Raw genomic sequence first — 25167 nt, forward strand, 5'->3', positions numbered from 1 at the left:
TACCCAATCCTTTTTTATATTAATTTCGCCAATTATAAACTGGTGTATCACTTACTCCTGTAGGACTACTAGATGAGGTAAAACTTCTATTACTACCACTTTCCCAAATTACATTTCCACTTTGATCCTTTTTAATAAACTTAAATTCAAAGGTTGTACCCCGAGGAATACTTACTGGTAAAAACCATTCAGGATGGTGGGGATTCATCATCGCCTCTGTTGAGAGATCTGGATTCCAGCTTCCTAGTTCGGGGATGTTACCCACAACGTGAATATTCTCTCCCATATTTGTTTGGGCGTTTACTTTAAAGATTACTTGAACAAGGTCCCCCGAAAGAACATGGTATCTAAAAGGATTACTTGTATTGCCACCTTTTGTAACTGTGATATTTTGAATTCCTGGCGTTGTATTTGGAACAATTGCCGTTATCACTTCGTTGTTATTACTAACCACCTGTGCTTGTGTATTGCCAAATCTAACTGTTACTGCGCCCCCTAGCCCAGTACCGTAAATATAGACTAAGTTACCTGCTCTACCCATAGTTGATACAACATCCCCTACTCTAGGTATTGTTGTACCTAATGAAGGATTATAGGACCATACATTAACCTGACCACCTGCTAAGGTGAAACTTCCTATTCTGTTTTGTCCCCCCACATTTGTAACAGACACCGATTTACCAAGTAATAAACCGCCTAGTACATCTTGATATGTACCTGTTGGTAAAGTCGTATTTAAAGCTGGAACAGTGAAACTCTGGTTTGGCTGTCTATTTACGGCAATAATGACTTGCTTATTATAGAATTGACGCTTAAATACTAATACATCATTTGTACTGTATAAAATTTCTGTTGTTCCATAGGCTATTGCTTCATTCTGTTGTCTTAAATCGGATAAGATTTTAATTGTTTTATAAGCAGTGGTATTTGTATTGAAATCTGTTTCCCGCTGCATAAACACTCTGCCTGCAATGTCACTGGCATCGGCAGCACTTAGGTATTGTTCTGTACCGTAATAAATGTTTGGGGTTCCCCTTGATGTCATTAATGTAGCTATAGCAGCGTGATAGGGCTTATTATTAGGTTGAATATATCTAAAACGGGTAACATCGTGATTATCGATAAAGGTAACTGCTTGATTCTCGTAAATGTAGTCATTACTTGTTTTAATCATCATTTCCCCAAAGGCTGTCATTGTTTCTGAGAAGTTACCAAATGCATTTGTAGCTACTCTATAATATTCGAAATCTAAATTATTAACGCCGGTACGGTCTGGGAATGTTCTATATTCATCATATTTAGGGTCTGGTCTACCAATAAAAAATTCGCCAAAATGGGTAATCGGACCTCCGGGAGCTGAGTCAACTGCATCCTTAAACCCTTGCACGAATGCCGGGTTCATGTGAAGTGTCGCATCGTGTCTTATACCGTCAATCCCCTTTGACTTCCAAAATAGCGCTGCTTTTTCTAAGTGTTGTACTACAAGTTCATTTTCTTGAGAGAAATCTGCTAAGGACCCTAGTTCCTTATGTCTAAATCCAAATCTAGAATTATCATTTCCTCGATCACCTAAACCGTGAAAGAATCCATTAATATCATTATGGGGATCTGCCAATAGATACTCTCTTTTACCGTCACCATTATGGTCGTATGTATTACCATTACTATCAAAAATATAGTTACCGTTACTGTCTTTAGCTGGTTCATATAGCCTTCCGTCTTCTGGTTCGAAGTTTCTTGTAGGATTTTGCCACCTACTTGTATGATTTGCAACAAAATCGATTACCAACTTTATTCCATTACTGTGAAGGGCATCCCTCAAGGCAATGAAGTCTTGCATTTCGCCAAAGTGCTTGTTTGTTTCAAAGTAGTTTCTTACATGATAGCCGTGAAAGCTTGTCCACCTATCAATTGAGCCATTTGGTTGATAGTCGTTTATAACGGTGTCACGATTTGAATAGGGGGCTGAAATCCAAACTGCTGTAATTCCCATTCCCTTTAGGTATGGAATTTTATCTATGATTCCCTGCCAATCGCCCCCTTGATAGAGCTTTAAATCATTTCCTGTTCCATCAAAAAGTGATGGGTCAAAACCTGGGGGGATATTATTGGACAAGTCTCCATCATAGAAACGATCTGTTAAAATCTGATAAACTGTGTCCTTGGGAGTGATGGGTCCTAACCCTTGATAACCTGTAGATGCTTCTGTTTCACTAGGTTGAAATCCTATACTTGCAATGACAATCACTAAGGTCAGTATAACTAGGCTAACTCTTTTTCTGAATAATCCCTTCTGAATAAAATTACTCATTGTTTTTACCTCCTCTAAATTATAAAATTTTAGCCTACTGAAAATAATAGCAGTTTGTATATCACCTCCTTTAAATACATTGGCTTATGATCCTAACTTTTTACTGCACCTTTGGTTAAACCTTCTACAATATGTTTTTGCAAATAGATAAATAGAATTGTTATTGGAATTGCTACTAAAACACTACCCGCAGCAAATACGGTAAATTTAGTATTATGCTGTTGTACTGCCATTTCCCACAATCCAATGGCTAATGTTTTCTTATCAGCGCTTCTTAATATTAATCTTGGAAGTATGAAGTCCATCCACGGGCCAATGAAGTTGGTAATTGCGATAAAGGCAATGATTGGTTTTGCTAATGGTAGAATGATCTTTCTAAAAATCATTAGGTTGGATGCCCCATCGATTTTAGCTGCTTCGTCTATACTCCTTGGTATTCCATCAAAGTAACCCTTTGCCAACCATGTATTATAGGGAATTTGCCCAGTTGCATAAACTAAAATTAGTCCCATGTGGGTATTTAATAATCCTACTTGTAATAAGAGGACATAGATGGCGGTCATTGCTAAAAAACTAGGGAACATTTGCAAAATTAACATTGTCATTAATCCAAACTTCCTGCCCTTAAAACGATACCTAGAAAATACATAGGCAGCACTTGTCGTTAATAATACTGAAACAAACATATTAATAGTTGCGATCTTTAATGTGTTCTTGTACCAAATAGGAAAGTCTGTTTCTCTAAAGAGGGTTCTAAAGTGGACTGTACTGAAGTTTTTGGGTATTATAGTGGAACTGAACAGGCTGTTGCCTGGATTAAAGGCGGCTCCAACTATCCATATAATTGGCACAATTACAATAACAGATATCGTCAGTAGCATAAAATAGATTAATATTTTTACAAATATATCGCTTATCTTAAAATTTTTAGTTGAATGATGGGTGCTTTTAGTTCCATTATCTTGCAATTGGCTAGAAGGTTTATTCTCTTTTATCTTTACTGTCATTGCATTAGATCCTCCTCTTTAAAGGATTTTGTTTTAGAAAATGTTAATGCGGATACTGTTGCAATAAATATAAATATGAGTATTGATACAACCGATGCCATGTGGAATTGATTTTGCTCTAATGTTAGCTTATAAATCCATGAAATGAGAATATCGGTATCTCCAGCATAACGGTAAGCTGGATTTGCTGGATTACCGCTGGTTAATAAGAATATAATCATGAAGTTATTAAAGTTATGGGTAAAACTGAGGATCAACAGTGGTGATGTCGCATGAAAGACTAAGGGTAATGTAATTTTAGTGAATTTTTGGAATCTTGTTGCTCCATCTATATCAGCTGCTTCATACAAATCATTAGACACATTTGTTAAAATACCCGACATTAATGCCATAAAATATGGTGCGCCTAACCAAATATTGACTAGTATGAGCATAACTTTTGCAAGGGTTGAGTTGGTTAACCAAGGTACTCTTTCAAAACCTAAGCTTACTACGATACTATTAATGGGACCTAAACCTGTAAACATCAGTCTCATTACTAATATTGATATAAAGGCAGGTATTGCATAGGGTAATATAAATATACTTCTCCAAAATTTCTTGAGTTTCACTTCTTTTGCATTAATTAATAGGGCTAAAAATAGACCTGCAAAATAACTTGTTACTGACGACAACACTGCCCATATAACGGTCCATATGGCAACTCCTATAAAAGTACTATTCCATATTGGCATATTAACTAGGTTCCTAAAATTTTCAAACCCTACCCAATCGACAAGATTTTTAGGTGGTAGCTTAAAGGGTGCGGCATAGTTTGTAAATGCAATTGATATGGAAAATAGTAAAGGTAATACTGTAAGAAATAGCATTAATATAAAGCATGGGGTTAGAATAATATATGGGAAATACTTATCAAATGAGTATTTTACAAAACTCTTAAAACTCATTGGTTTGATACCTTTTTCTCGAGCTATTGCAGTTCTTTGAGCATCTGTAACATTAAGTATATAGATTAAAATAAATATAAAAATTACTAATACTGCTATAATTCCTTGTATTAATAGAAATATGGAATGATCTCCATAGGCTAAGCCATTATAAAAGTACTGTGGTGTTTCTCCTAATGTTATTAAACCCCAAAAAGAATAGGTAAAGTAGGGGATATTTATTAGAATGAAAATTTCTATAGCGGCAAAAATGATTCCTTTTATCTTTTCTTTATTATAGAATTGCCCTAACCCCATAAATAGTAGTGACAGTATTGCAGCTTTTTTGGGCTTATTCATAAATCTTCCCTCCTAATTTTTTTAAAAAATCTAGTCATTTGCGACGAACAAATGACTAGATTTTGCTATTTATATTGCCATATTCTTTATTGAGTTTTGATAGCATCCTTAATGGTATTTACAGCTTCATCTAGGGCATCTTGTGGTGGGATATTATTATTCCACATAATTTGGAATGCTCTTGCATAGGGTTCCCAAACTACTCCCATTTGTGGAATTGAAGGCATTGGTACTGCATATTGAGCCTGTTCTAAGAAGGGTGCTACTAATGGATCATTTTTAATGATATCTTCTGACATTAATGATATTACTGGTGGTATTTGCTTAGTTATTTCATATCGTTTTAATAACATTTCATCTGTCGTAACAAAGTCTGCAAATAATTTAGCTGCGTTTGGATACTTTGTATAAGCACTTACAAACATTGTTCTAATTCCAGAGAAGCTTGCAGGATTTTTCCCGTTAGAAAGAGTCGGAAGTGGTGCAATACCAAAGTCTATTCCAGCCTCTTGATAACCTACGATTGCCCATGGTCCATTAATAACCATTGCTACTTTACCTTCGGCAAACAAACCATCCAATACTTGATAGTTTGTATCATCTGTTTTTACAGGCAATATTTCTTGGAAAGCAAGTATTTCATTTCCACCTACTACTGCTCCCTCATTATTCAAGCCGATATCAGTTTTATCTGTTCCACCCGCTCCAAATACATATCCACCACTACCTGCGATAAAGCTATGGGAGTAATATGCGTTTCCGACATCCCACATAAAACCAAACTTATTCTCTCTTGGATTGTTATAGTTCTTGGAGAATTCGATTACTTCTTTGAAAGATTTAGGTGCCTCTTCTATATGTTCTTTATTATAGAATAATACATAGGTCTCTATTGCTGTTGGATATCCATATAATACTCCTTGATAGGAAACTCCATCAATTGCTCCCTGTAGAAACTCACTTTTAATTCTATCTTCAAAAAGATCATTTGGAATGATTAAGCCCGAAGCTACTAATTCTCCAGTATGATCATGGGGCGCAGCAAAAACATCGGCTCCTACTCCTGCTGGACCATCCTGTGCTAATCTATTTCTTGAATCTGAATGGGTAACTGCTTCAAATACAACTTCAACACCATACTTTTCAGTAAACTGCTTAGCTGCATACTCTAAAAATCTTCCTTCAGAGCCTTCACTTTCCCAAACAACTAGTTTTGCATTTTCTTCTGGTACCAACTCACCTGATTCTTTTTCAGGTTGATTTTGATCTCCATGATCAACCTGTTGAGGTCTAGAAAGGCAAGCAGTTAAGGAAAATACTAATACTAAAATCATTAGGTAACTTATTAACTTTTTCATGATTTTCCCCCTTATCATTTTATATAATCATGCAACCGTTTGCATAATTGCCCTAATATAATTATATACTTTACTGGAAGCAGCTGTCAATTATGTTTTTCCAATTTTATAAATATTCTACTGGAATAGGGTTTTAGTTCTAACTTATCAATTACTTCTGGTTTTTCTGTATAAATATCTTTAAATCCCCTAAAGTCTTCATTACTAAAATTAATAGTCTTTATACTATTATGATTATTTATCATAACGATAACCTTTTCCCCTGGAATCGCTCTAGAATAGGCTAATATCCCTTCATAGTTCTCCCATTTAAAGTTACCCCTTCTTAAGGCTTTATACTTTCTTCTTACTGCAAGAAGATTTTTATAATAATTAAAAATTTCTATATTCCAATTGTTTGTATTCCACTCCATTGTTCGTCTACAGTCGGGATCTGCTCCCCCCTCCATACCTATTTCTGTTCCGTAATAAATTGACGGAGCACCTATAAAGGTTAATTGGAATGTTGCTGCCAGTAAAAGTTTTTTAATGTCTCCTCTACATCTTGTTAAAAATCTTGGTGTATCATGACTATCTAATAAATTAAAGGAAACTTCATTACCCTGTTGGGTATTCTTCATTAGCATTTCATTAGTATATTCTTTAAACTGTAGGTCTGAAAGTTCTTCATTTGCAAAATAGCCTATACAATTTCTTAAAAAAGTGTAATTCATTACTGCATCGAACTGATCCCCTTTTAACCAAGGGGAAGGGTCGTGCCACACTTCTCCTATAATAAATATATCTGGTTTAACTGTTCTTACTGTACTTCTGAAATGCCGCCAAAATTCATGATCTATTTCATCTGAAACGTCTAGCCTCCAACCATCAATATCTGCCTCTTCTATCCAATATCGTCCAACCTTTAATAAGTACTCTCTTACCTCTGGATTTTGTGTATTCAATTTTGGCATACTGGCCACGAAGGCAAAGGTGTCATAGCTTGGTGGTTCATGTTCTATAGGCCATTTTTTAATATGAAACCAATCATAATACTTTGACTTACTACCCTTTTCAATAACATCTTGAAAGGGAAGAAACAAATATCCACTATGATTAAATACTGCGTCTAGCACTACTTTTATGTTTCTTTGATGACATTCGGTTACTAGTCTTTTTAATGTATCTAAATCTCCAAAATGTGGATCTACTTTAAAATAATCTATTGTATCATATTTATGATTTGTTGGTGAATGAAAAATAGGTGTTAAGTAGATTGCATTTACCCCTAGTGTTTGTAAATGTTCTATTTTTTTTATAATTCCTTCTAAGTCTCCACCATAAAAATCCATATAAGTAGGCTTTTGGCCCCAAGGCGTTAAAGGATCAGGATTGATTAAAGAATTTCCATTATAAAATCTCTCTGGAAAGATTGAATAAAATACAGTATCTCTGACCCAATCTGGCGTTATATGGATATCTGCTTTGTTTAAGTAGGGATACTGAAATTGAAGGAATATTAGGTACTTATTATCTATGTTTTTTACTAACCCGCCCTCTGTATAGAATAGTATTTCATCTATACCTTCTATTTTAAAATAATAAGCTAATCGGTTATTAACAGGCTTAATGGCTACTGCGAAGTATTGGAAGAGATGATCAAAATAGCTTGCCTCCATTTCAATTTCTTTGCAGTCTTCCCATTGATATTTATCACCATAAATTAAAGTTACGCTTTTCACATCATTCTTAGCAGCTCTTAATCTAATATGTATTGTTTCTTCGTCATAAGCGTAACAATAGCTACTTTTAGGCCGATGTTCAATTGCATGCTTATTCATATTTTTATTCCTCCATATTATCTTTAGCCCTAGTTTTGATAAATTTTATAGTTATGCAACCGTTTGCAAACCCTTATAATAAGTATATTTTAATTATATTAGTTTGTCAATATTTTTATTCTGAATCTTCGTTATATTTAGTTCTTTTTATGACTTTCATATTTGAATAATATTTCAGTAACTTGGATATGAGTTGAAAGTTATGGTATTTACCTTTCTAACATAGAACAAAGTCTTCCTTCGGAAGATTTATAGGATGACTTTAGGTGAAAAAACTAAGCGACTTACACAATTTAATCCATTAAATTGGTTATCTGCTTATCTTGAAACTCATCACGTAAAGTTCTCTTATTTTAATAATAATTAAAGTCGAACTTTCCTATTCGTTATAAAAAAGCAAACACGGAAAATACGTGTTTGCTTTATCTACTGGAATTTCTCTTTATAATTTCTGTATTGACAATATAACTATTCTTTTTAATCTCATTGTCTTTTATATAACTTACCAACAGTTTAGCTGCGTTTGCCCCTAGTTTAGTGGGATGTATTTCAACTGAAGTAAGACTTGGCTTAAGGTATTGGGATAATGTTGTATTATTAAACCCTGTTATTGAAATTTCATTAGGGATTTGATACCCTAATTCTTTTATTGCTCTTATGCTCCCATATGCAATTAAATCATCTGTCGTAACAATTGCATCGATATCGGGAATTTCCTTTAACAATTTTTGTGTAAAGTAATATCCTTCACTTTCACGAAAATTAACTTCTAAAATTAAAGAAGGGTCTGGTTTCATGTTATGATCTAGTAACGCTTTTTTATAACCCTTTAATCTATTTTGAGTAACAATTAAATCTTTTGATCCACCAAGAAATGCTATTTTTTTATGTTGTGTTAGAATAAGCTCTTTTGTAAGATTATACATGGCTTTTTCATTATCATTGTCTACCCATAACATTTCTTTTCTATTTTCTGGTGTCCCTACTACGACAAAGGGAAATTGCTTCTCTTTAAGGAAGGCTATATTTTTATCTTGGTCTCTGATGTTTAATAAAATTATTCCATCTACTCGCTTTGAATAGGCGGTTCGTTGAATTTGTTGTAATTCATTTGATTCATTCTTAGCTGATGATAATAGTAAAGAATAATCTTGACTTTCTAGATAACTGGTTACGCCTAATATAAATCGTGTGAAAAAAGGGTTTTCAAGGCTTTCTTCTGCAGTTACTGGTAAAACTAGACCTAAAGTATAGGATGATTGTTTTGCTAAGCTTCTGGCAATCTCGTTAGGGTGATATCCTAATTCATTTGCGGCATTAATGATCCTGTCTTTTGTAGATTGACTTATTAGGGAACTATTCTTTAAGGCTCTTGAAACCGTTGATGGAGAAACTTCTGCCAACCTTGCTACATCCCTTATGGTTACTTTCATAGGCGATCTTCCTTCTCTTAAAATTTTCATCCTTACTTATATCATCATTATAATAATATCAAATTTCCTCAATTATGTCGAATAAGTAAAACTGTTAAAGGCTAAAATTTCTTTAGGTTGTTTGTCATATTCAGCAGTTTTTTGCTACAATAACCATAAAGGGCGCTTATCATTATTTAGTTGCTATTCTAAGTTGCTTTTTTTATTTACTACCTGTTGTATTGTTTTACCAACTGTGCAAGTTTTTCGATAACTTCTCTTGTTATTTTTTCTGGTCTATATCTCCAGTCCCAGTTATCACCTATTGTCCCTGGCCTGTTCATTCTACCACTGTTATCTAATGTTAATATGTCTTGAAGAGGAATAATTGTAAATATAGATTTCACTCTATAGGCGATCTCTATTAGCTTCCAACAAACCTCCTCTGGTGATAAGTCTGTCTTAATATTATATTGTTTTTCTAAGGTCTCAATTACTTCTAAGTTCTGCTCTTCTACGATGCTTTTATACCACCCAACAGTGGTTTCATTATCATGGGTTCCTGTATAGACGATGGAAAAGTCTTCAAAACCATGGGGTTTTTCGGTTTCAGCATTATCTTTGCCAAATGAAAACTGTAGAATTTTCATTCCTGGAAACTGAAACTTATTTTTTAGTTGAATCACTTCTGGTGTAATAAACCCAAGGTCTTCTACGATTATTGGGAGCTTTCCTAAGTTTTCATGAACAATTGTAAATAGTTCATCTCCTGGTGCCTTTACCCACCTACCGGTTGCTGCTGTTTCTGCTTGAGCCGGTATTTCCCAATAGGCCTCGAATCCTCTAAAATGATCTATTCTGATGATATCCACTAGTTCTAGTAGTTTTTCAAAACGTAATTGCCACCACTTATAGTTATCTTTTTTCATATGGTCCCAGTTAAAATGAGGATTTCCCCAAAGCTGCCCTTTTTCACAAAATAAGTCTGGTGGTACACCAGCAACTAACTTGGGATATCCCTTTTCATCCAACGCAAAAAGATGAGGGTTAACCCATGCATCACTACTGTCATAGGAGACGAAAATTGGTATATCGCCTATAATTTTAATGTCTTTTTCATTAGCATATTTTCTAAGGTTTTGCCATTGTTTATAAAACTGGAATTGAAGAAATTCTTGATATTGTATTTCTTCTGCTAGTAACCTTTCATACTCTATTAATGCCTTTTTTTCTCTAAAAGCAATTGCTTCTTCCCATTTATTCCATGGCAGACCATGAAAATGATTCTTCAATGCCATAAAAAAGCAAAAATCTGGTAACCATTCTAAATTATTTTCCCTATATTCCTGATGCTCTTTGCTTGTTTGCCTTCTCTTGTAGTTTACATAAGCTTTTCTATAATATTTTTCTTTATAGCTTTTTACCCTTTCAAATGCTATTTTGTCTTGGTTAAAGTTGGGCATTTCTTCAATATCTCCCTCTGTTAACAGACCCTCTTCCATCAATAGATCTATACTAATCAACATGGGGTTACCTGCAAAGGCAGAAAAGCATTGGTAGGGGGATTCCCCATATCCTGTGGGATTAAGGGGAAGTATTTGCCATAATTTTTGCTTTGCTTGATATAAAAAATCAATGAAGTTGTATGCATCTTTCCCTAAGTCTCCTATGCCATACTTTGATGGTAAGGATGTAGGGTGTAATAATATGCCACCAGATCTTTCGAAGTTCATGTTAAACCTCCTGTCTTTTCATAATTTAATATCTTGTATTCCTTAAATAGTTTATCTAGTTTATTTAGCCAATTGATTAGATTGTGTTAGATTATGGGGCAATTTAAGCTTAACAGTATAGTTTATCGTAATATTCTAACACCATTCGATCTACAGAAAAAAACGTTTTTGTCGATTGAATACTGGCAAGCATCATCTCTCGCCACTTTGTGGGTTCTGTATAATAAGTGGGGACCACTTCTTCTAATAAAACTTGATAGAGGGCCTTTGCATCTTTTTCATCTTGCTCTAATTCATTATTAAGAACTACTTCATCCCCTATTGCCCACCCATTAATACCATGCTGGCAGGCTTCAGGCCACCAGCCATCAAGTATTGAGCAATTTAACACGCCATTCATGGCAGCCTTCATTCCTGACGTTCCACTGGCCTCATTAGGGCGGCGGGGGTTATTCAGCCATACATCACAGCCTCTAGTAAGGATTTTACCGATCTCCATATCATAATTTTCTATAAATACAACGCTTTGAGGATACTTTTTAGACATTCTAACCAAATCTAATATGATATGCTTACCCGAATCATCTAATGGATGGGCCTTTCCCGAGAAGATAATTTGTACCTCTCCCCTTTCTAAAAGGGTCTCTAAACGCTTCTCATCTCTAAAGATCAGATTACTTCTTTTGTAGGCTGCGGCTCTTCTAGAAAAACCGATTAATAAAGCGTTAAGGTTAAGCTTGATTCCCTTTATTTTCTCTACATAATCAATTAGCTCTTTTTTTATTTCCATATGGTTATTCCACAATTCATCTAAGTTTTTAAATTCATTTGTCATTCTTTCATCCACCCATGTACCCCTATGGATGGCATTGGTAATTCCAATAATTTCTGACTTTCCTACTATATCCGACCACATTGTATTGGCAGTTTCATTATGCAGGGCTGCAACGGCATTGGTCTTTCTCGATAACCTTAGGGCGGCTACTGTCATATTAAAGGGAACGCCCCCAATTTGAGTCATTTCATCAATTGTAAGATTAAGGTTTGCCCCCATATACAATAGGGTTTCTATGTTATGGTGCTCATTACCAGCTTTGATTGGTGTATGGGTGGTAAAAACCACTTCTTTACGGGTATTTTCCCATGCTTGGTGGAAGGACTGCCCTGCTTCCATCTTTTCTCTCACTAGTTCTAATCCTGCTAAAACTGCATGGCCTTCATTAAAATGATAGACATCTACAGTTATTCCCAATGCTCTTAGAGCTCTAACTCCGCCTATTCCTAAAACGATTTCTTGAGCAATGCGATCTTCACTGAAGCCTCCATAGAGTTGTCCAGTTACCCATCTTTGATTATTTTCTGGTAAATCTGTATCTAATAGGTAGAGGGGAGCGTTTCCAAAGTTCTCTACCTTCCATACCTTACATTGAACTTCTTCTTGCCTAATTCTCACTTTAACTCGAACACCTGTATCTTCTAAAAAATCATAGTGGTATTGACGATAGCAATCATATAAGTTTCCCATTTCATCAATTTTCTGCTCTACATAACCCTGCTTCCATTTTAGTCCTATGCCAACTAAGGGAAGATCATTGTCTTTTGCTCCCTTTAGATGATCTCCTGCGAGGATTCCTAACCCTCCTGAATAAATCTTAAAGGAATGATCTAATCCATATTCCATACAAAAATAGGCAACTTGAGGTAAATTTTTCACTATTTTCATCCTCCTTTTTACGCAATCGGTTGCATAACTTTTTATATAATATGCGGTAGTCTTTTTAAATGAAAAAAATCTACCGCTAATTATTAATTTACTAGTATCTATATCGGTAACTACAAACATTAATAGCTAATTTACATTCTTTAATTTTATGTTATGTTTTGTTATAAATATTGAATAGTGGAGATTATTATATACTCTTTCTTAAAAGAATCGCAATCTTATAAAACATTGCATCTTCAAATTTTCTAAGGTCTAAACCTAAAATTTTATGAATTCTATCTAATCTATAGGATAAGGTATTTCTATGTATGTATAGGTTTTTAGCAGTCTCTGCAGCATTTAAGTTGTTTTTTAAAAAAACCTCTATTGTGGACTGTAATACTTCGTCTATTTCATCATATCCTGATTTCCCATATATTTCAATATAAAGTTTTTTTCTTTCTTCTTTTGGTATAGCTAAAAGGGTTTTCTCTAAGGTCATTTCTTCTTCTAGTATTATTCGACTTTTTTGAACAAGGCTTTTCCCTATTTCTAATGACTTCCTAACAGCAGTTAAAACTTCTGGAAGTTTCCTTATGTCTTGAAACTTGGTACTAATCCCAATAAAAAGGTCTAAGAAAAGCTCTGCATTTACCATATCCCTAATCAGTTTTGCTATATTTAATAACCCTTCTTTTGATTTGTCTTCTTCTATCAGTATAAATAACCCTTCTTTAAGGGGAACTGTTGTAAGCTCCTCTTCTTCTCTAAAGCATTCTTCAATTAATTCTAGCACTTCTACAATTTCAGATGCAGGGGGAGTTTCTATAAAAAGAACTCGATAGGCCGAAGCATTAAATAGCTTTTTATAGCGCAGGCTATTACCTTCTATTACAGCTATATCTATATTACCTTCTAACATATATTGAAGAATTTGCTTCTTATTAAGATTATTTAAGTCTTCTAAAAGAATTCCTATCAAAATCTCTAATAGTACTAACGTATCCTTCGATAATTCTTCTTCTGACATTAGAAAGTAACCTCTATTAATAGGGGTTTTAATTGGATAAGTAGCGGGATCTACGGGAGAATCTACTATATTCTCCCCATTACTACTGGTCACAACTGGACGCAGGGTATGGTCCACTATAGTTAGTTTATAGGGATAAGCCCTATGGATTTGCTGAAACAGTTTCGATAATGTATTCATCTAACTCCCCCTATTAGTCTTTAAATCACCGATAATTCTGTTTCTTTGTTGAAGATATGAACCTTATGAGGATTAATTACTAGATTTAACTTTGAATTAGGTTTGACATCTGCATTTGCTCCGATTCTAGCAGTTAAACTATTATCAGCTATTTTTGTATATAGATAAATTTCAGAACCCATCAACTCAGTCACTTCTACAATCCCTTCCACTACAGAATTAGGATACTTTTCTAAGCCTTCATTATGAATATCCTCAGGTCTTATTCCAATGATTACTTCTACATTATGGTAGCTTAATTCCTTTAATTTTTTTGATTTTTCTTCTGAAAGGGCAATTTTATTTTTATCAAATACAAAGTAGGCTGTATCACCATCAATTTCAATTTTACCTTCCACAAAATTCATTTGGGGACTCCCTATAAAACCTGCTACAAATACATTAACTGGAAAATTATATAGGTTTAGGGGTGTATCCACCTGTTGTACGATTCCATCCTTCATTACAACTATCCGGTCTCCCATTGTCATAGCTTCCGTCTGGTCATGGGTCACGTAAATAAAGGTGGTTTGTAGTTTTTGATGAAGTTTGGATAGCTCTGTCCTCATTTGAACCCTTAACTTTGCATCAAGGTTTGATAACGGCTCATCCATTAGGAACACCTTAGGTTCCCTTACAATAGCTCGCCCCAAAGCCACTCTTTGTCGTTGTCCGCCTGAAAGGGCTTTCGGTTTTCTGTCTAATAATTCTTCAATATTTAATACTTTAGCTGCCTCTAACACTCTACGGTTAATTTCTTCCTTTGGCATCTTCCTTAGTTGTAACCCAAAGGCCATGTTATCATAAACAGACATATGGGGATATAGGGCATAATTCTGAAAAACCATAGCTATGTCTCGATCTTTTGGTGCTACTTCGTTAACTAATCGTTCTTCAATGTACATTTCCCCCTGGGTAATTTCCTCTAAACCAGCAATCATCCTTAAGGTAGTTGATTTTCCGCAACCAGATGGGCCTACTAAAACTAAAAATTCTTTGTCTGCTATTTCTAAGTTAAAATCTTTAACAGCTGTAACTTCGCCATTATAAACCTTATGAATCTTTTTCAATGTTAAACTAGCCATCTTCTACTCCCCCTTATATTTATAATCTAAGTTTATTTTACAATATATGGAGGTAATATGACCATTGTGGCAATGCACAAATTTTTTCTATTCTTTTATTGCAGATTGACAATGACTAATTACTTTTTGATAGAGGGTGGGGAGGGCAATATTTTTTAACTCTTCTATTGGTAACCATTGATATTCTTCTTCAATATTCATAGATTTTTTATTACAACATCCTATAAAGATAGCTATATTCCACTTTTGATGGGTGAAGATATGCTTTTCATCCCCTATATATTGATTAATTTTGATTCCCCCATAGCTTAAATCAACCTCTTGTTGAATTTCAGCTATTTTTTTGAATTTCCCTTGGGTCTCTAGGGTTGGTAGTACCCACATACCTGCCAATAGACCCTTTTCTTTATTCTTTTTTATTAGGATTTTATCTTCCCTTTGAATCCATAATATAGCTTTATGGTGTTGGGTAACCTTTGTTTTGTTAATTCTAATAGGTAGGTCATTTTCTTTGCCAAGTTGCTTAGCTAGGCAGTATTCTTGTATAGGACACTGACAACAATTAGGATTTTTGGGAGTACAGACGGTTGCTCCTAATTCCATTAAAGCTTCACTAAAATCGTTGCAATTACCAATAGGCATCATTCCTTCTACCAAATATCTTACTTGATCTATGGTTTTCTTCTCCATGATATCCTGTTCAATATGGTATAGTCGACTATATACCCTCATAACATTACCATCGATTGCCGCCACTGGTTGATTATAAGCAATGCTTAAGATAGCACCAGCTGTATAGGGACCAACCCCAGGCAATTTAATAATTTCTTTGTAGCTACTAGGTACAACCCCTTCATACTTTTCTACCATTTGCTTAGCAGCCTTATGAAGATTCCTGCCCCTAGAATAGTATCCTAACCCTTCCCAAAGTTTTAACACTTCTTCTTCTGAAGCATGGGCTAGGTCTTCTATTTTGGGGAATTTTTTAATGAAACGGTTGTAATAGTCTATAACTGTCTCTACTCTTGTTTGTTGGAGCATTATTTCTGAAATCCATATTAGGTAGGGATTTTTAGTTTCTCTCCAAGGCATCCACCGTTTATTTTCACTAAACCATTTAAGTAGGTTATTAACTAATTCTATTTGTTGGGTCATTTTTCTTTCCCTTCCTTCCTACTTGATCATTTATATTCTAATTGCTAGCAGGGAATCTACCCTATTAAATGCTGTATATTAAGAATCTATATCAATGTCTATATTATGTTAACATATTAAGTAGCATAATAAAAGAGACTGATGACAACCACCAATCTCTCTATGAATTATAGGCTTTTATTCCATTATAAAACTAAGTAGTTATATTGTGTTTAGGCTTACTCTCTATTTTTCACCATAAACTGGCTTCTTTACTAGCATAACCAGCACAGCTGATACTAGGCATAGAATCGCCATATAGTAGAAAATACCATTATAGTTTCCACCGTTGGCACTTACTACATATCCACTTATTCCTGGTCCAATAATTCCTGCTATAAAACCATAGGCAGTAAAGACAAGACCTAAGATTACACCAAAGTGTTTAATTCCAAAGCAGTCTGAAATTAGTGGAGCTGAACAAGCAAATAGTGTTCCATAACCAAATCCGATTAGGCCTGCTAAGATTGATATGGTAACAAGGCTTGAACTGTGGGGCAAAATTAAATAAGCCACCCCTGCTCCAACGAAGGTTATTGCTAAAGTAAGATTTCTACCAATTACATCTGAAATCATCCCTGTTACCAATCGGCTAATTCCATTTGCCAAATTATATACTGACAGTATGGTGGCAGCCGCCGCTAAGCTATATCCTTTAGACATTCCGAAGTTAACAGAGATTGTTACCATCGAAACCCCCGCAGCACCCATTAATGCCCAAATAGCCCATATAAGCCAGAAGCTTTTTGTTTTAGTAGCTTCTTGTGGTGTAAAGGATAGTGGTTCTGCTACAGGTTTTGTTTCTTTATTTGTTGTATTTGCTAGCTGAAAGCCTTTTACCTTCTCTGGCATTTCAGTAAATTGAGAAGCTATTAAACCAATAATAATTGTAATTACAGCTACAATTAAACATAGGGCCTTGTACCCTAAAGATTCTAACATAATTCTGTAGATTGGTACCATAGCTGCTGCTGAGATACCGAAGGTTAAATTTACAATTCCAGAAACTAGACCTCTTTTTTGTGGAAACCATCTCTGAACAGTATTAATTCCTGGCGAATAGATAAAGCAGGAGGACGCCCCCACTAAAAAGGCCCATACATATACCATGATTAGGTTTGTAGCAAAGGTCACCATAATGGTGGCCGCACTGGCAAGAAAAGTACCAATGATCATTAGTTTTCTAACCCCTAAGCTCATGGTCCACTTACCTACGAAAAACATAAATATACCTAAGGACGCTAACATAAAGAACATGGTGTAGCTTAATGCACCTGATTCAATAGCAAGCATTTCCCTCCAAACAGGCCCCATTAGACCTGGGAATCCAAATACAAGAGAACCTGGGAAAAAGATAGCTCCTGCACTTCCTAATACGGCCAATATTCCCCTTCTATTTCGTAATTCTTGTTGGGTAGCATTGATTACGTTTGCACTCAATTAAAACACATTCCTTTCTTCTGTACACTCATTAGATTTTAGTTCAACTTTTTTTGTAATACTTCAATTATTTTTCTATTTTATATTATACAACATTTTTAATGTAATGTCCTACTTTTCCATAAAAATTATAGTTCTGATTTCAAAGTAGGTTATTCATTTTAGAACCTCCTCTAGATAAATTAAATTAATTTATAATAGCACCCTTTAGAAGATTAATGAATACTATTTCTTTGAGGGATGAAATAGAACAATAATTTTATTAAGTATTCTTCTAGGCCTTGGTGTAAAAGTTAGTCTAAGTTAAGTTTATTAGTGGTGAATAACTTTATTGTTTGTAGTTTTTTTAAAGGCACCTTCTATTAATCTCTTTAATTTCTAAATTACAGGAGGTAGATCAATATGAAAAATAAGTTACTAGCTATTTCAATAATTGGGTTACTGTTAGTCGGTTGTTTTATCTATTACATTATTCAAGGGAATACAGCACAGGAAGAGCTGGGAAATAGGCAAGAAGATAGTCAATTAAGGGTAGTAACAACTACTACTCAAATTACTGATCTAGTAAAGATTTTAGGTGGTGAAACCTTAATTATCAATGGATTGATGGGAGCTGGGATAGACCCCCACTCTTACCAAGCTACTGAGGGGGATGTTAAATTACTTCAAGAAGCTGATATTATCTTTTATAACGGTCTTCATTTAGAGGGGAAAATGGATGACCTCTTCGAAGAAATGAGAAAGAGAGGCATTTCTACTTATGCAATTACCGATGCCCTGGATACCTCAAAATTTTTAGAGGGTGAAGATGATTATGAGGGTAGCCATGATCCCCACATTTGGTTTGATGCAACCTTATGGATGGAAGTAACCACCTATGTAGGTGAGCAACTAGCAAAGTATGATCCTGAAAATGAGACACTTTATAGAAGGAACGTAGCGGAATATCTTAAGGAATTAACAGAAACCCATCAGTATGTTTTAGATAGAGCTTTTAGCTTACCTAAGGAACAAAGGGTATTAGTTACTGCCCATGATGCTTTCCAATATTTCGGCAGGGCCTACGATTTTAAAGTTGAAGGAATTGAAGGCATTAGTACAGAGTCCGAGGCAGGTATTGCAGATATAAGGGAGTTAGCAGATTACATTTCTAAGAATAAAATTAAAGCAATCTTTGTTGAATCTTCTGTACCTAGAAGAAATGTTGAAGCGCTGCAGCAGGCGGTAAGGGCCAGAGGATTTAATGTCTCTATTGGCGGTGAAATTTTCTCGGATGCTATGGGAAACCCAGAGACCTATGAGGGGACTTACGTTGGAATGATGAGATACAATATTGATACGATTGTAGATGCATTAAAAGACTAGGTTGATTAGGAGGTATGTGTTATGAAGGAGATGGCATTAATTGTTAATGATCTCACTGTTGCTTATCATGAAAAACCTGTATTATGGGACGTTGATATTAATGTCCCTTCAGGTACTTTGCTGGGGATTATTGGTCCGAATGGAGCTGGTAAAAGTACTTTTATTAAAAGTATACTAGGGATTGTAAAACCTATAGCTGGCAATATATTAATTTATGGCCTCCCCTATAAAACCAATCGTAACAAAGTAGCCTATGTTCCCCAAAGAGGTAGTGTTGATTGGGATTTTCCCATCACCGTATTAGATGTTGTGATGATGGGCATGTATGGAGAGCTTGGCTGGATTAAAAAACCTGGTAAAAAAGAAAAAGTAAGGGCTATGGAATCTTTGAAAAAATTAGGGATGGATGAATATTCTAATAGACAAATTAATCAACTCTCTGGAGGACAACAACAAAGGGTGTTCTTGGCAAGGGCCCTTGTTCAAGAGGCCGACTTATATTTAATGGATGAACCCTTCCAAGGGGTGGACGCATTGACAGAGAAAGCCATTATCAAACTATTAATGGAGCTAAAAGAACAAGGAAAAACGGTTATTGTTGTACACCATGACCTGCAGACTGTTACTGAATACTTTGATTGGGTGATGTTACTTAATATCAGTTGTGTTGCTATAGGCCCGGAAAAAGAAGTTTTTACAAAAGATAACCTTAAGAAAACCTATGGCGATCAATCTGTTTCTCTAATTGATCAAAAAAAATCTCCTACTACGACTAAAGACAGGATAGAAACAAGTACGTTAAAAAACATAAGGAGGAAGGTCTATGATTAATTTCTTCTCAAGTTTATTAGGGGATCACACCCTTAAGACAGTTATGATAGGAGCAACATTTTTGGGAGTTACCAGTGGTTCTATAGGTACTTTTGCAGTATTACGAAAACAGAGTCTTTTGGGAGATGCCATCTCCCATTCTGCCCTTCCAGGAATTGCCCTTGCTTTTCTTTTAACGGGTAGTCGTGCTCCTATCATTCTCTTAACTGGCGGGTTATTAGTTGGATGGATCTCTGCTCTATGTATGATGGTTATCGTTAAATATAGTAGCATTAAGTATGATGGTGCTTTAGGGATTATTCTATCTGTGTTTTTTGGAATTGGAATGGTGTTAATGAGTTTCATTCAAAGATTACCTACCGCTAGTCAAGCTGGTTTAAATAAGTTTTTATTCGGTAGAGCAGCTACACTATTGCAGGAAGATTTAGTTGTTATGGGATGGTTTGGAGGAATCGCTCTTTTATTAATGTTAATATTCTGGAAGGAAATTAAGCTATTATGTTTTAACCCTGAGTTTGGTAGCAGTCTTGGATTTTCGATGCTTGCTCTAGACCTGTTAGTAACAACACTTTTAGTGGTTGCCATTGTTGTAGGGTTGCAAACTGTAGGGGTGGTTTTAATGAGTGTTATGATTATTGCCCCTGGTGTCGCTGCAAGACAATGGACTAATCGATTAGAGATTATGGTGATTCTTGCAGGGGTTTTTGGAGCTTTTTCTGGTATTATTGGTGCTATTATTAGTAGCGAAGTAAGGAGGATGCCCACGGGACCAATTATCGTTCTTGTGAGCTTTCTACTAGTAGTCTTATCTATTCTGTTTGCTCCTAATCGTGGTTTGATATATAACCTTTATCGTAAAAATGCTATTCATAAAAAGATTCGAGAAGACCAAATTCTAATCTATTGTTATCATTTCTATCAAGAGGGTTTAGAAGGGGTTAGTGGAGAAAAATTACTTAACAGATTAAATTTTCTCTCGAATAGAAGAAGAATAAAACTACTCAATCGTTTGATTAAAGATGGTCTCCTTTCATTTGGCTCAAAAGGTTGGCATTTAACCCCCAAGGGGATCAATAGAGTATTAAGCCTAAAGTAGAAATAGGAGGTGATTACCGTGAATAACCCTGCATTGGAGATTCAGATATTGGCTGCACTGGTGGCAGTAACCTGTACCTTGTCTGGTGTCTTTTTAGTATTAAGAAAAATGGCTATGATGAGTGATGCCATTAGTCATTCAATTTTACTTGGGATAGCTGTCGCTTTCCTATACACAAATAGTATTCACTCGCCTTTATTAATTTTAGGTGCAGCCGCAACTGGTTTAGTTACTGTATTTTTAGTGGAATTGTTGAAGCAAACAAATTTAGTGGCTGAAGATGCTGCTATTGGCTTAATTTTTACAGCATTATTTAGCATTGGCGTTATTATCATCTCCCGTTATGCCGCAAATGTTCATTTAGATATAGATGCTGTATTACTAGGTGAGATTGCCTTTGCTCCCTTTAGACGATTAACTGTATTTGGATATGACTTAGGACCAAAGTCAATCTATATAATGGCTGGGATCTTGCTCTTAAACCTCTTGTTTATATCATTATTTTTTAAAGAATTAAAGTTAATTACTTTTGACCCTAAACTGGCGGCTGCATTGGGGTTTACGCCGGCATTAATTCATTATAGTTTAATGGGAGTTGTTTCTATCACAGCTGTTGGAGCCTTTGATGCTGTCGGGTCAATTTTAGTTGTTGCTTTAATGGTTGTGCCTCCGCTAACTGCCTATCTGTTAACTGAAGAACTAGAAAACATGCTGTTAATTAGTGGTGGTTTTGGAGTCGCTATTGGTATATTAGGTTATCAAATGGCTAGAATACTGGATGTTTCTATTGCTGGCTCAATGGCAAGTATGGCTGGTCTTCTTTTCTTATTAACTTTTTTATTGGCCCCCAAGAAAGGATTAATTTCTATCATAATTAGAAGAAAGCAACAACAATTTAGTTTTGCTTGCCTAACCCTTCTAATTCACTTATTCAATCATGAGGATTCTATAGAAATAAATGAAGAATCTAATGAAGAGCATATCATCGACTTCATGAGGTGGCCACCTCCAAATACTTTAAAAATAATTAATCAACTAATTGAGATGGGGTTAATAACTAATGACAAACACATTCTACGTTTAACTGATCAGGGTAGATATGAAGCTAGGATAGGTCTTAATACCATTAAGCCCTCAACAGAAAACTAAAGAAAGAGCCAAAAAAGAAAGCTAAGGTTGATGGGGTTAACATCAACCTTAGCTTTTATGAGGGAAGCCATTTAAGTCTTCAAAATTTTTAATTAAAGCATTTCATCTCCTGGTTTCCAATCGATTGGGCATAATCCACCAGCTTTTAGTCCTTGTAATACTCTGATTGTTTCATCTACACTTCTTCCTACATTTAGGTCATGTACAACAGAGTATCTTAGTACTCCTTCTGGATCTATAATAAATAATCCTCTTAAAGCAATTCCATCTTCTTCAACTAATACCCCGTAGTCTCTTGCTACTTTTTGTGTCATATCTGAAGCTAATGGGAATTGAAGTTGCCCTAATCCACCTTGATCGTGGGCTGCATTAATCCATGCTTTATGAGAATGCTCACTGTCTGTACTTACCCCTAAAATTTCAGCACCTAATTTTTTAAAGTCTTCGATTTTACTATTGTATCCTTTAATTTCTGTTGGGCATACAAAAGTAAAGTCTAGTGGATAGAAGAACATTACTAACCATTTTCCTTTGTAATCTTCTAAAGATACTCGTCCAAAATTTTTACCTTCTCCATCTACTGTTTTCATTTCAAAACTTGGTGCCTTTAAACCTACCATTCTTTCTGCCATTTTATGTACCTCCTATAAATTTTTTCTAATTTTATCTCAGTCAATATATTTATATCCCCTATTTTTTATTTTAAACAATAAAATTTATTAAAAAACAAAAATTATTATTTATTTTTTTCTCAGAAGAAATAAATCTATTTTCTTTAGTATGATTGTTTTTATAGACTTAGTATATGTATATGGTATGATTAAGAATTGTGATAACTAAAGGTACTTCTATAGATATTGCAAATAAGGGCAAGAACCCCTATAAATACTTTTCCAACGATATTAAATTAAATAATTAAAAGGGTTGGTTTAATGGTTTGCCCTAATACAACTTTAGTTGTCTCCTAAGAAAAAAGTATAGGCTACTAATCCGCCTATACTTTTTGGTTTAATATTATTTGGTTTAATATTATTTGGTTTAATATTATTATGTTTTTAGTATTATTTGGCTGACTTAATTTTAAATTACAATTTAAATGTCTATTTCATTTTTAGAAGCCTCATGCCGTTTAAAATTACAATGATAGCAGCACCTGTATCTGCAAAAACTGCCATCCACAGATTAGCCATTCCTAAGAAGGTTAAAACCATAAAAATTGCCTTCACAAAGATCGAAAACCATATGTTTTGCTTAATAATGGTTAAAGTTTTTCTACTTAAATCTATTGCATAGGCTACTTTTGTTAGATCGTCTCCCATAAGGGCAATATCTGCTGTTTCTAATGCTGTATCTGTACCAGCTACCCCCATGGCGATTCCAATATTGGCTGTAGCCAATGCTGGTGCATCATTGATTCCATCCCCAACCATTGCGACTTTTCCATACTTTTCAGTCAGTAGATTGATTTCTTTTAATTTATCCTCTGGCATTAGTCCTGCTCTGTAGGAATCTAACCCGATCTCCTTCGCAACTGCTTCTGCTGTAGCTTCATGATCACCAGTTAACATCGTTATATTTTTTATGCCAGATTTTTTTAAGGATAAAATCGCCTGTTTACTTTCTTTTCTTATGGTATCGGCTACAGTAAATAGAGCTATAATTTCTTTATCTGTTCCCATTAAAATTACTGTTTTACCTGTAGTTTGATAAGCCTGTATTAGATTTTCAAGATTGGATAAATCTATCTTTAATTCATTAAACAAGCGACGATTCCCTAAATAATAAGTTTTATGGTTTATTTCCCCTTTAATGCCTTTTCCTATTAAGGCTTCAAAGTTTTCTACATTTAAATGATAATTAAGGTTAGCTTCTTTTGCTTGTTCAACCACTGCCTTAGCGATTGGGTGCTCTGAACCCTTTTCTAGTGCCGCCGCCAAGGCTAGTGGGTTAATCCCTTCTTCTTCCTTTATAATCTCGACTTCTACAACCCTTGGCTTACCTTCTGTTAAGGTACCTGTTTTATCTAAAGCAATAGCCTTTAGTCTCCCTGTTTCTTCTAAGTGGGCGCCTCCTTTAATTAATATACCTTGTTTTGAAGCGTTTCCTATAGCTGAAACAATTGAAACTGGTGTAGATATAACTAAGGCACAAGGGCAAGAAATAACTAATAGAATTAAAGCCTTTTTCAACCATTCGCTAAATTCCAGACCAAATACTAGTGAAGGTATTGTTGCGATCCCCATCGCTACTATAACAACAATTGGCGTATAGTACTTTGCAAAGACATCCACCATTTGTTGTGATGGCGCTTTTTTATTTTGTGCTTCCTCAACCATGTGCATGATTTTAGCAAGAGTTGTATCTGTAACTAATTTTGTAACTCTTACCTCCAATAACCCCTGTTGATTAATGGTAGCAGCGTAGACTTCATCCCCTATTGTTTTTTCAACAGGTATTGATTCACCAGTTATAGGGGCTTGATTAATTGTGGTATACCCTTTAATAATGGTTCCATCTATAGGAATTTTTGCACCCGGTTTTACAATAATAACATCATCAACCTTGAGATCATCAACTGAAACTAATACTTCCTCCTTTCCATTTTTAAGGAAAGCTTCGTTTGGTGCTAAATCCATTAAAGCTTCAATGGACTTTCTTGTTTGATCCATCGTATAGTTTTGCAATGTATTTCCTACTGAAAAAAGAAATACAACTGCTGCTCCTTCTGACCATTCTCCTAAAAAAGCAGCCCCAATTACTGCCACAGACATTAAAAAGTTCATGTCTAAACTAAGTCTTTTTAATGAATTGAGGCCACTTTTACCGATATAATAACCTCCTAAAATAATTGATGCCAAATAAAAAGGAACTAGGGTATTCTTTTCTATGCCTAACGCACCTAATATAATAGCAGTAGCAAAAATTAGGCCTGAAGCTAAAGTTAGTCTCAATTTTTTATCTTGATACCAAGGTCTTTTTTCTTTTCTATTTTCTTTGCTAATAGAAGACTTGCTAATAATCCTTCCCGAATGTCCACTGGCCTCTATTGCTTGTAAAAGTAGATTTTTATCTAAATCTTTTCTATGTTTGACCTGCATTTTACCTATACTAAAATTTAGTTTAGCATCT

General features: G+C 34.9%; 18 protein-coding genes. 4 read left to right on the forward strand and 14 right to left on the reverse strand.

The window, feature by feature from the left end; all coding sequences use genetic code 11:
* Window positions 1-19 precede the first annotated feature (19 nt).
* The 12 genes from T335_RS0110600 to T335_RS0110655 form a co-directional block, all read right to left on the reverse strand.
* The gene (locus T335_RS0110600; protein ID WP_026477531.1) at window positions 20-2311 is read right to left on the reverse strand and encodes an alpha-amylase family glycosyl hydrolase; all 2292 of its coding nucleotides are present in this window, start codon (window positions 2309-2311) and stop codon (window positions 20-22) included.
* A gap of 92 nt (window positions 2312-2403) precedes the next feature.
* On the reverse strand, window positions 2404-3318 hold the full coding sequence (locus T335_RS0110605; protein WP_084281186.1) for a sugar ABC transporter permease: 915 nt from the start codon (window positions 3316-3318) through the stop codon (window positions 2404-2406).
* Window positions 3315-4604, reverse strand: a complete 1290-nt coding sequence (locus T335_RS0110610) for a carbohydrate ABC transporter permease (RefSeq protein WP_026477533.1) — start codon at window positions 4602-4604, stop codon at window positions 3315-3317. Before T335_RS0110610 ends, T335_RS0110605 begins: the two co-directional genes overlap by 4 nt.
* 86 nt (window positions 4605-4690) lie before the next feature.
* Window positions 4691-5962: a sugar ABC transporter substrate-binding protein gene (locus T335_RS0110615; protein ID WP_026477534.1), complete on the reverse strand. Its 1272-nt coding sequence runs from the start codon at window positions 5960-5962 to the stop codon at window positions 4691-4693.
* Between the two features lie 86 nt (window positions 5963-6048).
* Entirely contained in the window at window positions 6049-7782 is a 1734-nt protein-coding gene (locus T335_RS0110620; protein ID WP_026477535.1) for a glycoside hydrolase family 13 protein, read from the reverse strand.
* 422 nt (window positions 7783-8204) lie between these two features.
* Complete coding sequence (locus T335_RS0110625) at window positions 8205-9215, reverse strand: LacI family DNA-binding transcriptional regulator (protein WP_026477536.1); 1011 nt, start codon at window positions 9213-9215, stop codon at window positions 8205-8207.
* A 209-nt stretch (window positions 9216-9424) separates the two neighbouring features.
* A complete protein-coding gene (gene malQ / locus T335_RS0110630; RefSeq protein ID WP_026477537.1) occupies window positions 9425-10927 on the reverse strand; it encodes a 4-alpha-glucanotransferase in 1503 nt (500 codons plus the stop codon).
* Between the two features lie 109 nt (window positions 10928-11036).
* The gene (gene glgP / locus T335_RS0110635; RefSeq protein WP_026477538.1) at window positions 11037-12641 is read right to left on the reverse strand and encodes an alpha-glucan family phosphorylase; all 1605 of its coding nucleotides are present in this window, start codon (window positions 12639-12641) and stop codon (window positions 11037-11039) included.
* A gap of 196 nt (window positions 12642-12837) precedes the next feature.
* Window positions 12838-13839 carry a PucR family transcriptional regulator gene (locus T335_RS0110640; RefSeq protein WP_026477539.1) on the reverse strand — a complete coding sequence of 334 codons (1002 nt, stop codon included), beginning with the start codon at window positions 13837-13839 and terminating at the stop codon, window positions 12838-12840.
* A gap of 20 nt (window positions 13840-13859) precedes the next feature.
* Window positions 13860-14963: an ABC transporter ATP-binding protein gene (locus T335_RS0110645; protein WP_026477540.1), complete on the reverse strand. Its 1104-nt coding sequence runs from the start codon at window positions 14961-14963 to the stop codon at window positions 13860-13862.
* An 87-nt stretch (window positions 14964-15050) separates the two neighbouring features.
* Window positions 15051-16118, reverse strand: coding sequence for an A/G-specific adenine glycosylase (gene mutY, locus T335_RS0110650; protein WP_026477541.1), 1068 nt, complete (start codon window positions 16116-16118; stop codon window positions 15051-15053).
* A gap of 225 nt (window positions 16119-16343) precedes the next feature.
* Entirely contained in the window at window positions 16344-17597 is a 1254-nt protein-coding gene (locus T335_RS0110655) for an MFS transporter (protein ID WP_034328280.1), read from the reverse strand.
* Between the two features lie 402 nt (window positions 17598-17999).
* Between T335_RS0110655 and T335_RS0110660 the strand changes: the two genes are divergently transcribed.
* The 4 genes from T335_RS0110660 to T335_RS20435 are packed head-to-tail and all read left to right on the forward strand — an operon-like array spanning window position 18000 to window position 22038.
* Window positions 18000-18962: a metal ABC transporter solute-binding protein, Zn/Mn family gene (locus T335_RS0110660; protein WP_026477543.1), complete on the forward strand. Its 963-nt coding sequence runs from the start codon at window positions 18000-18002 to the stop codon at window positions 18960-18962.
* A gap of 21 nt (window positions 18963-18983) precedes the next feature.
* The gene (locus T335_RS20425) at window positions 18984-19793 is read left to right on the forward strand and encodes a metal ABC transporter ATP-binding protein (protein ID WP_084281191.1); all 810 of its coding nucleotides are present in this window, start codon (window positions 18984-18986) and stop codon (window positions 19791-19793) included.
* Window positions 19786-20889: a metal ABC transporter permease gene (locus tag T335_RS20430; RefSeq protein ID WP_034328281.1), complete on the forward strand. Its 1104-nt coding sequence runs from the start codon at window positions 19786-19788 to the stop codon at window positions 20887-20889. The genes T335_RS20425 and T335_RS20430 overlap by 8 nt, the downstream gene beginning before the upstream one ends.
* A gap of 18 nt (window positions 20890-20907) precedes the next feature.
* A complete protein-coding gene (locus T335_RS20435; protein ID WP_034328283.1) occupies window positions 20908-22038 on the forward strand; it encodes a metal ABC transporter permease in 1131 nt (376 codons plus the stop codon).
* A 92-nt stretch (window positions 22039-22130) separates the two neighbouring features.
* Here T335_RS20435 and T335_RS0110680 read toward each other — a convergent pair whose 3' ends face one another.
* Together T335_RS0110680 and T335_RS20440 are read right to left on the reverse strand one after the other, a co-directional pair.
* The gene (locus T335_RS0110680; protein ID WP_026477544.1) at window positions 22131-22670 is read right to left on the reverse strand and encodes a peroxiredoxin; all 540 of its coding nucleotides are present in this window, start codon (window positions 22668-22670) and stop codon (window positions 22131-22133) included.
* A 468-nt stretch (window positions 22671-23138) separates the two neighbouring features.
* Entirely contained in the window at window positions 23139-25136 is a 1998-nt protein-coding gene (locus T335_RS20440; protein WP_156943672.1) for a heavy metal translocating P-type ATPase, read from the reverse strand.
* Window positions 25137-25167: the final 31 nt, after the last annotated feature.

It is taken from the genome of Alkaliphilus transvaalensis ATCC 700919 (assembly GCF_000621485.1).
In the GTDB taxonomy this organism is placed as follows: Bacteria; Bacillota; Clostridia; order Peptostreptococcales; family Natronincolaceae; genus Alkaliphilus; species Alkaliphilus transvaalensis.

What these genes read in the sequence shown, in the direction of transcription:
- T335_RS0110600 (WP_026477531.1), bottom strand. Translation starts at nt 2,311, where the DNA reads ATGAGTAATTTTATTCAGAAGGGATTATTCAGAAAAAGAGTTAGCCTA.
- T335_RS0110605 (WP_084281186.1), bottom strand. Translation starts at nt 3,318, where the DNA reads ATGACAGTAAAGATAAAAGAGAATAAACCTTCTAGCCAATTGCAAGAT.
- T335_RS0110610 (WP_026477533.1), bottom strand. Translation starts at nt 4,604, where the DNA reads ATGAATAAGCCCAAAAAAGCTGCAATACTGTCACTACTATTTATGGGG.
- T335_RS0110615 (WP_026477534.1), bottom strand. Translation starts at nt 5,962, where the DNA reads ATGAAAAAGTTAATAAGTTACCTAATGATTTTAGTATTAGTATTTTCC.
- T335_RS0110620 (WP_026477535.1), bottom strand. Translation starts at nt 7,782, where the DNA reads ATGAATAAGCATGCAATTGAACATCGGCCTAAAAGTAGCTATTGTTAC.
- T335_RS0110625 (WP_026477536.1), bottom strand. Translation starts at nt 9,215, where the DNA reads ATGAAAGTAACCATAAGGGATGTAGCAAGGTTGGCAGAAGTTTCTCCA.
- malQ (WP_026477537.1), bottom strand. Translation starts at nt 10,927, where the DNA reads ATGAACTTCGAAAGATCTGGTGGCATATTATTACACCCTACATCCTTA.
- T335_RS0110640 (WP_026477539.1), bottom strand. Translation starts at nt 13,839, where the DNA reads ATGAATACATTATCGAAACTGTTTCAGCAAATCCATAGGGCTTATCCC.
- T335_RS0110645 (WP_026477540.1), bottom strand. Translation starts at nt 14,963, where the DNA reads ATGGCTAGTTTAACATTGAAAAAGATTCATAAGGTTTATAATGGCGAA.
- mutY (WP_026477541.1), bottom strand. Translation starts at nt 16,118, where the DNA reads ATGACCCAACAAATAGAATTAGTTAATAACCTACTTAAATGGTTTAGT.
- T335_RS0110660 (WP_026477543.1), top strand. Translation starts at nt 18,000, where the DNA reads ATGAAAAATAAGTTACTAGCTATTTCAATAATTGGGTTACTGTTAGTC.
- T335_RS20425 (WP_084281191.1), top strand. Translation starts at nt 18,984, where the DNA reads ATGAAGGAGATGGCATTAATTGTTAATGATCTCACTGTTGCTTATCAT.
- T335_RS20430 (WP_034328281.1), top strand. Translation starts at nt 19,786, where the DNA reads ATGATTAATTTCTTCTCAAGTTTATTAGGGGATCACACCCTTAAGACA.
- T335_RS0110680 (WP_026477544.1), bottom strand. Translation starts at nt 22,670, where the DNA reads ATGGCAGAAAGAATGGTAGGTTTAAAGGCACCAAGTTTTGAAATGAAA.
- T335_RS20440 (WP_156943672.1), bottom strand. Translation starts at nt 25,136, where the DNA reads ATGCAGGTCAAACATAGAAAAGATTTAGATAAAAATCTACTTTTACAA.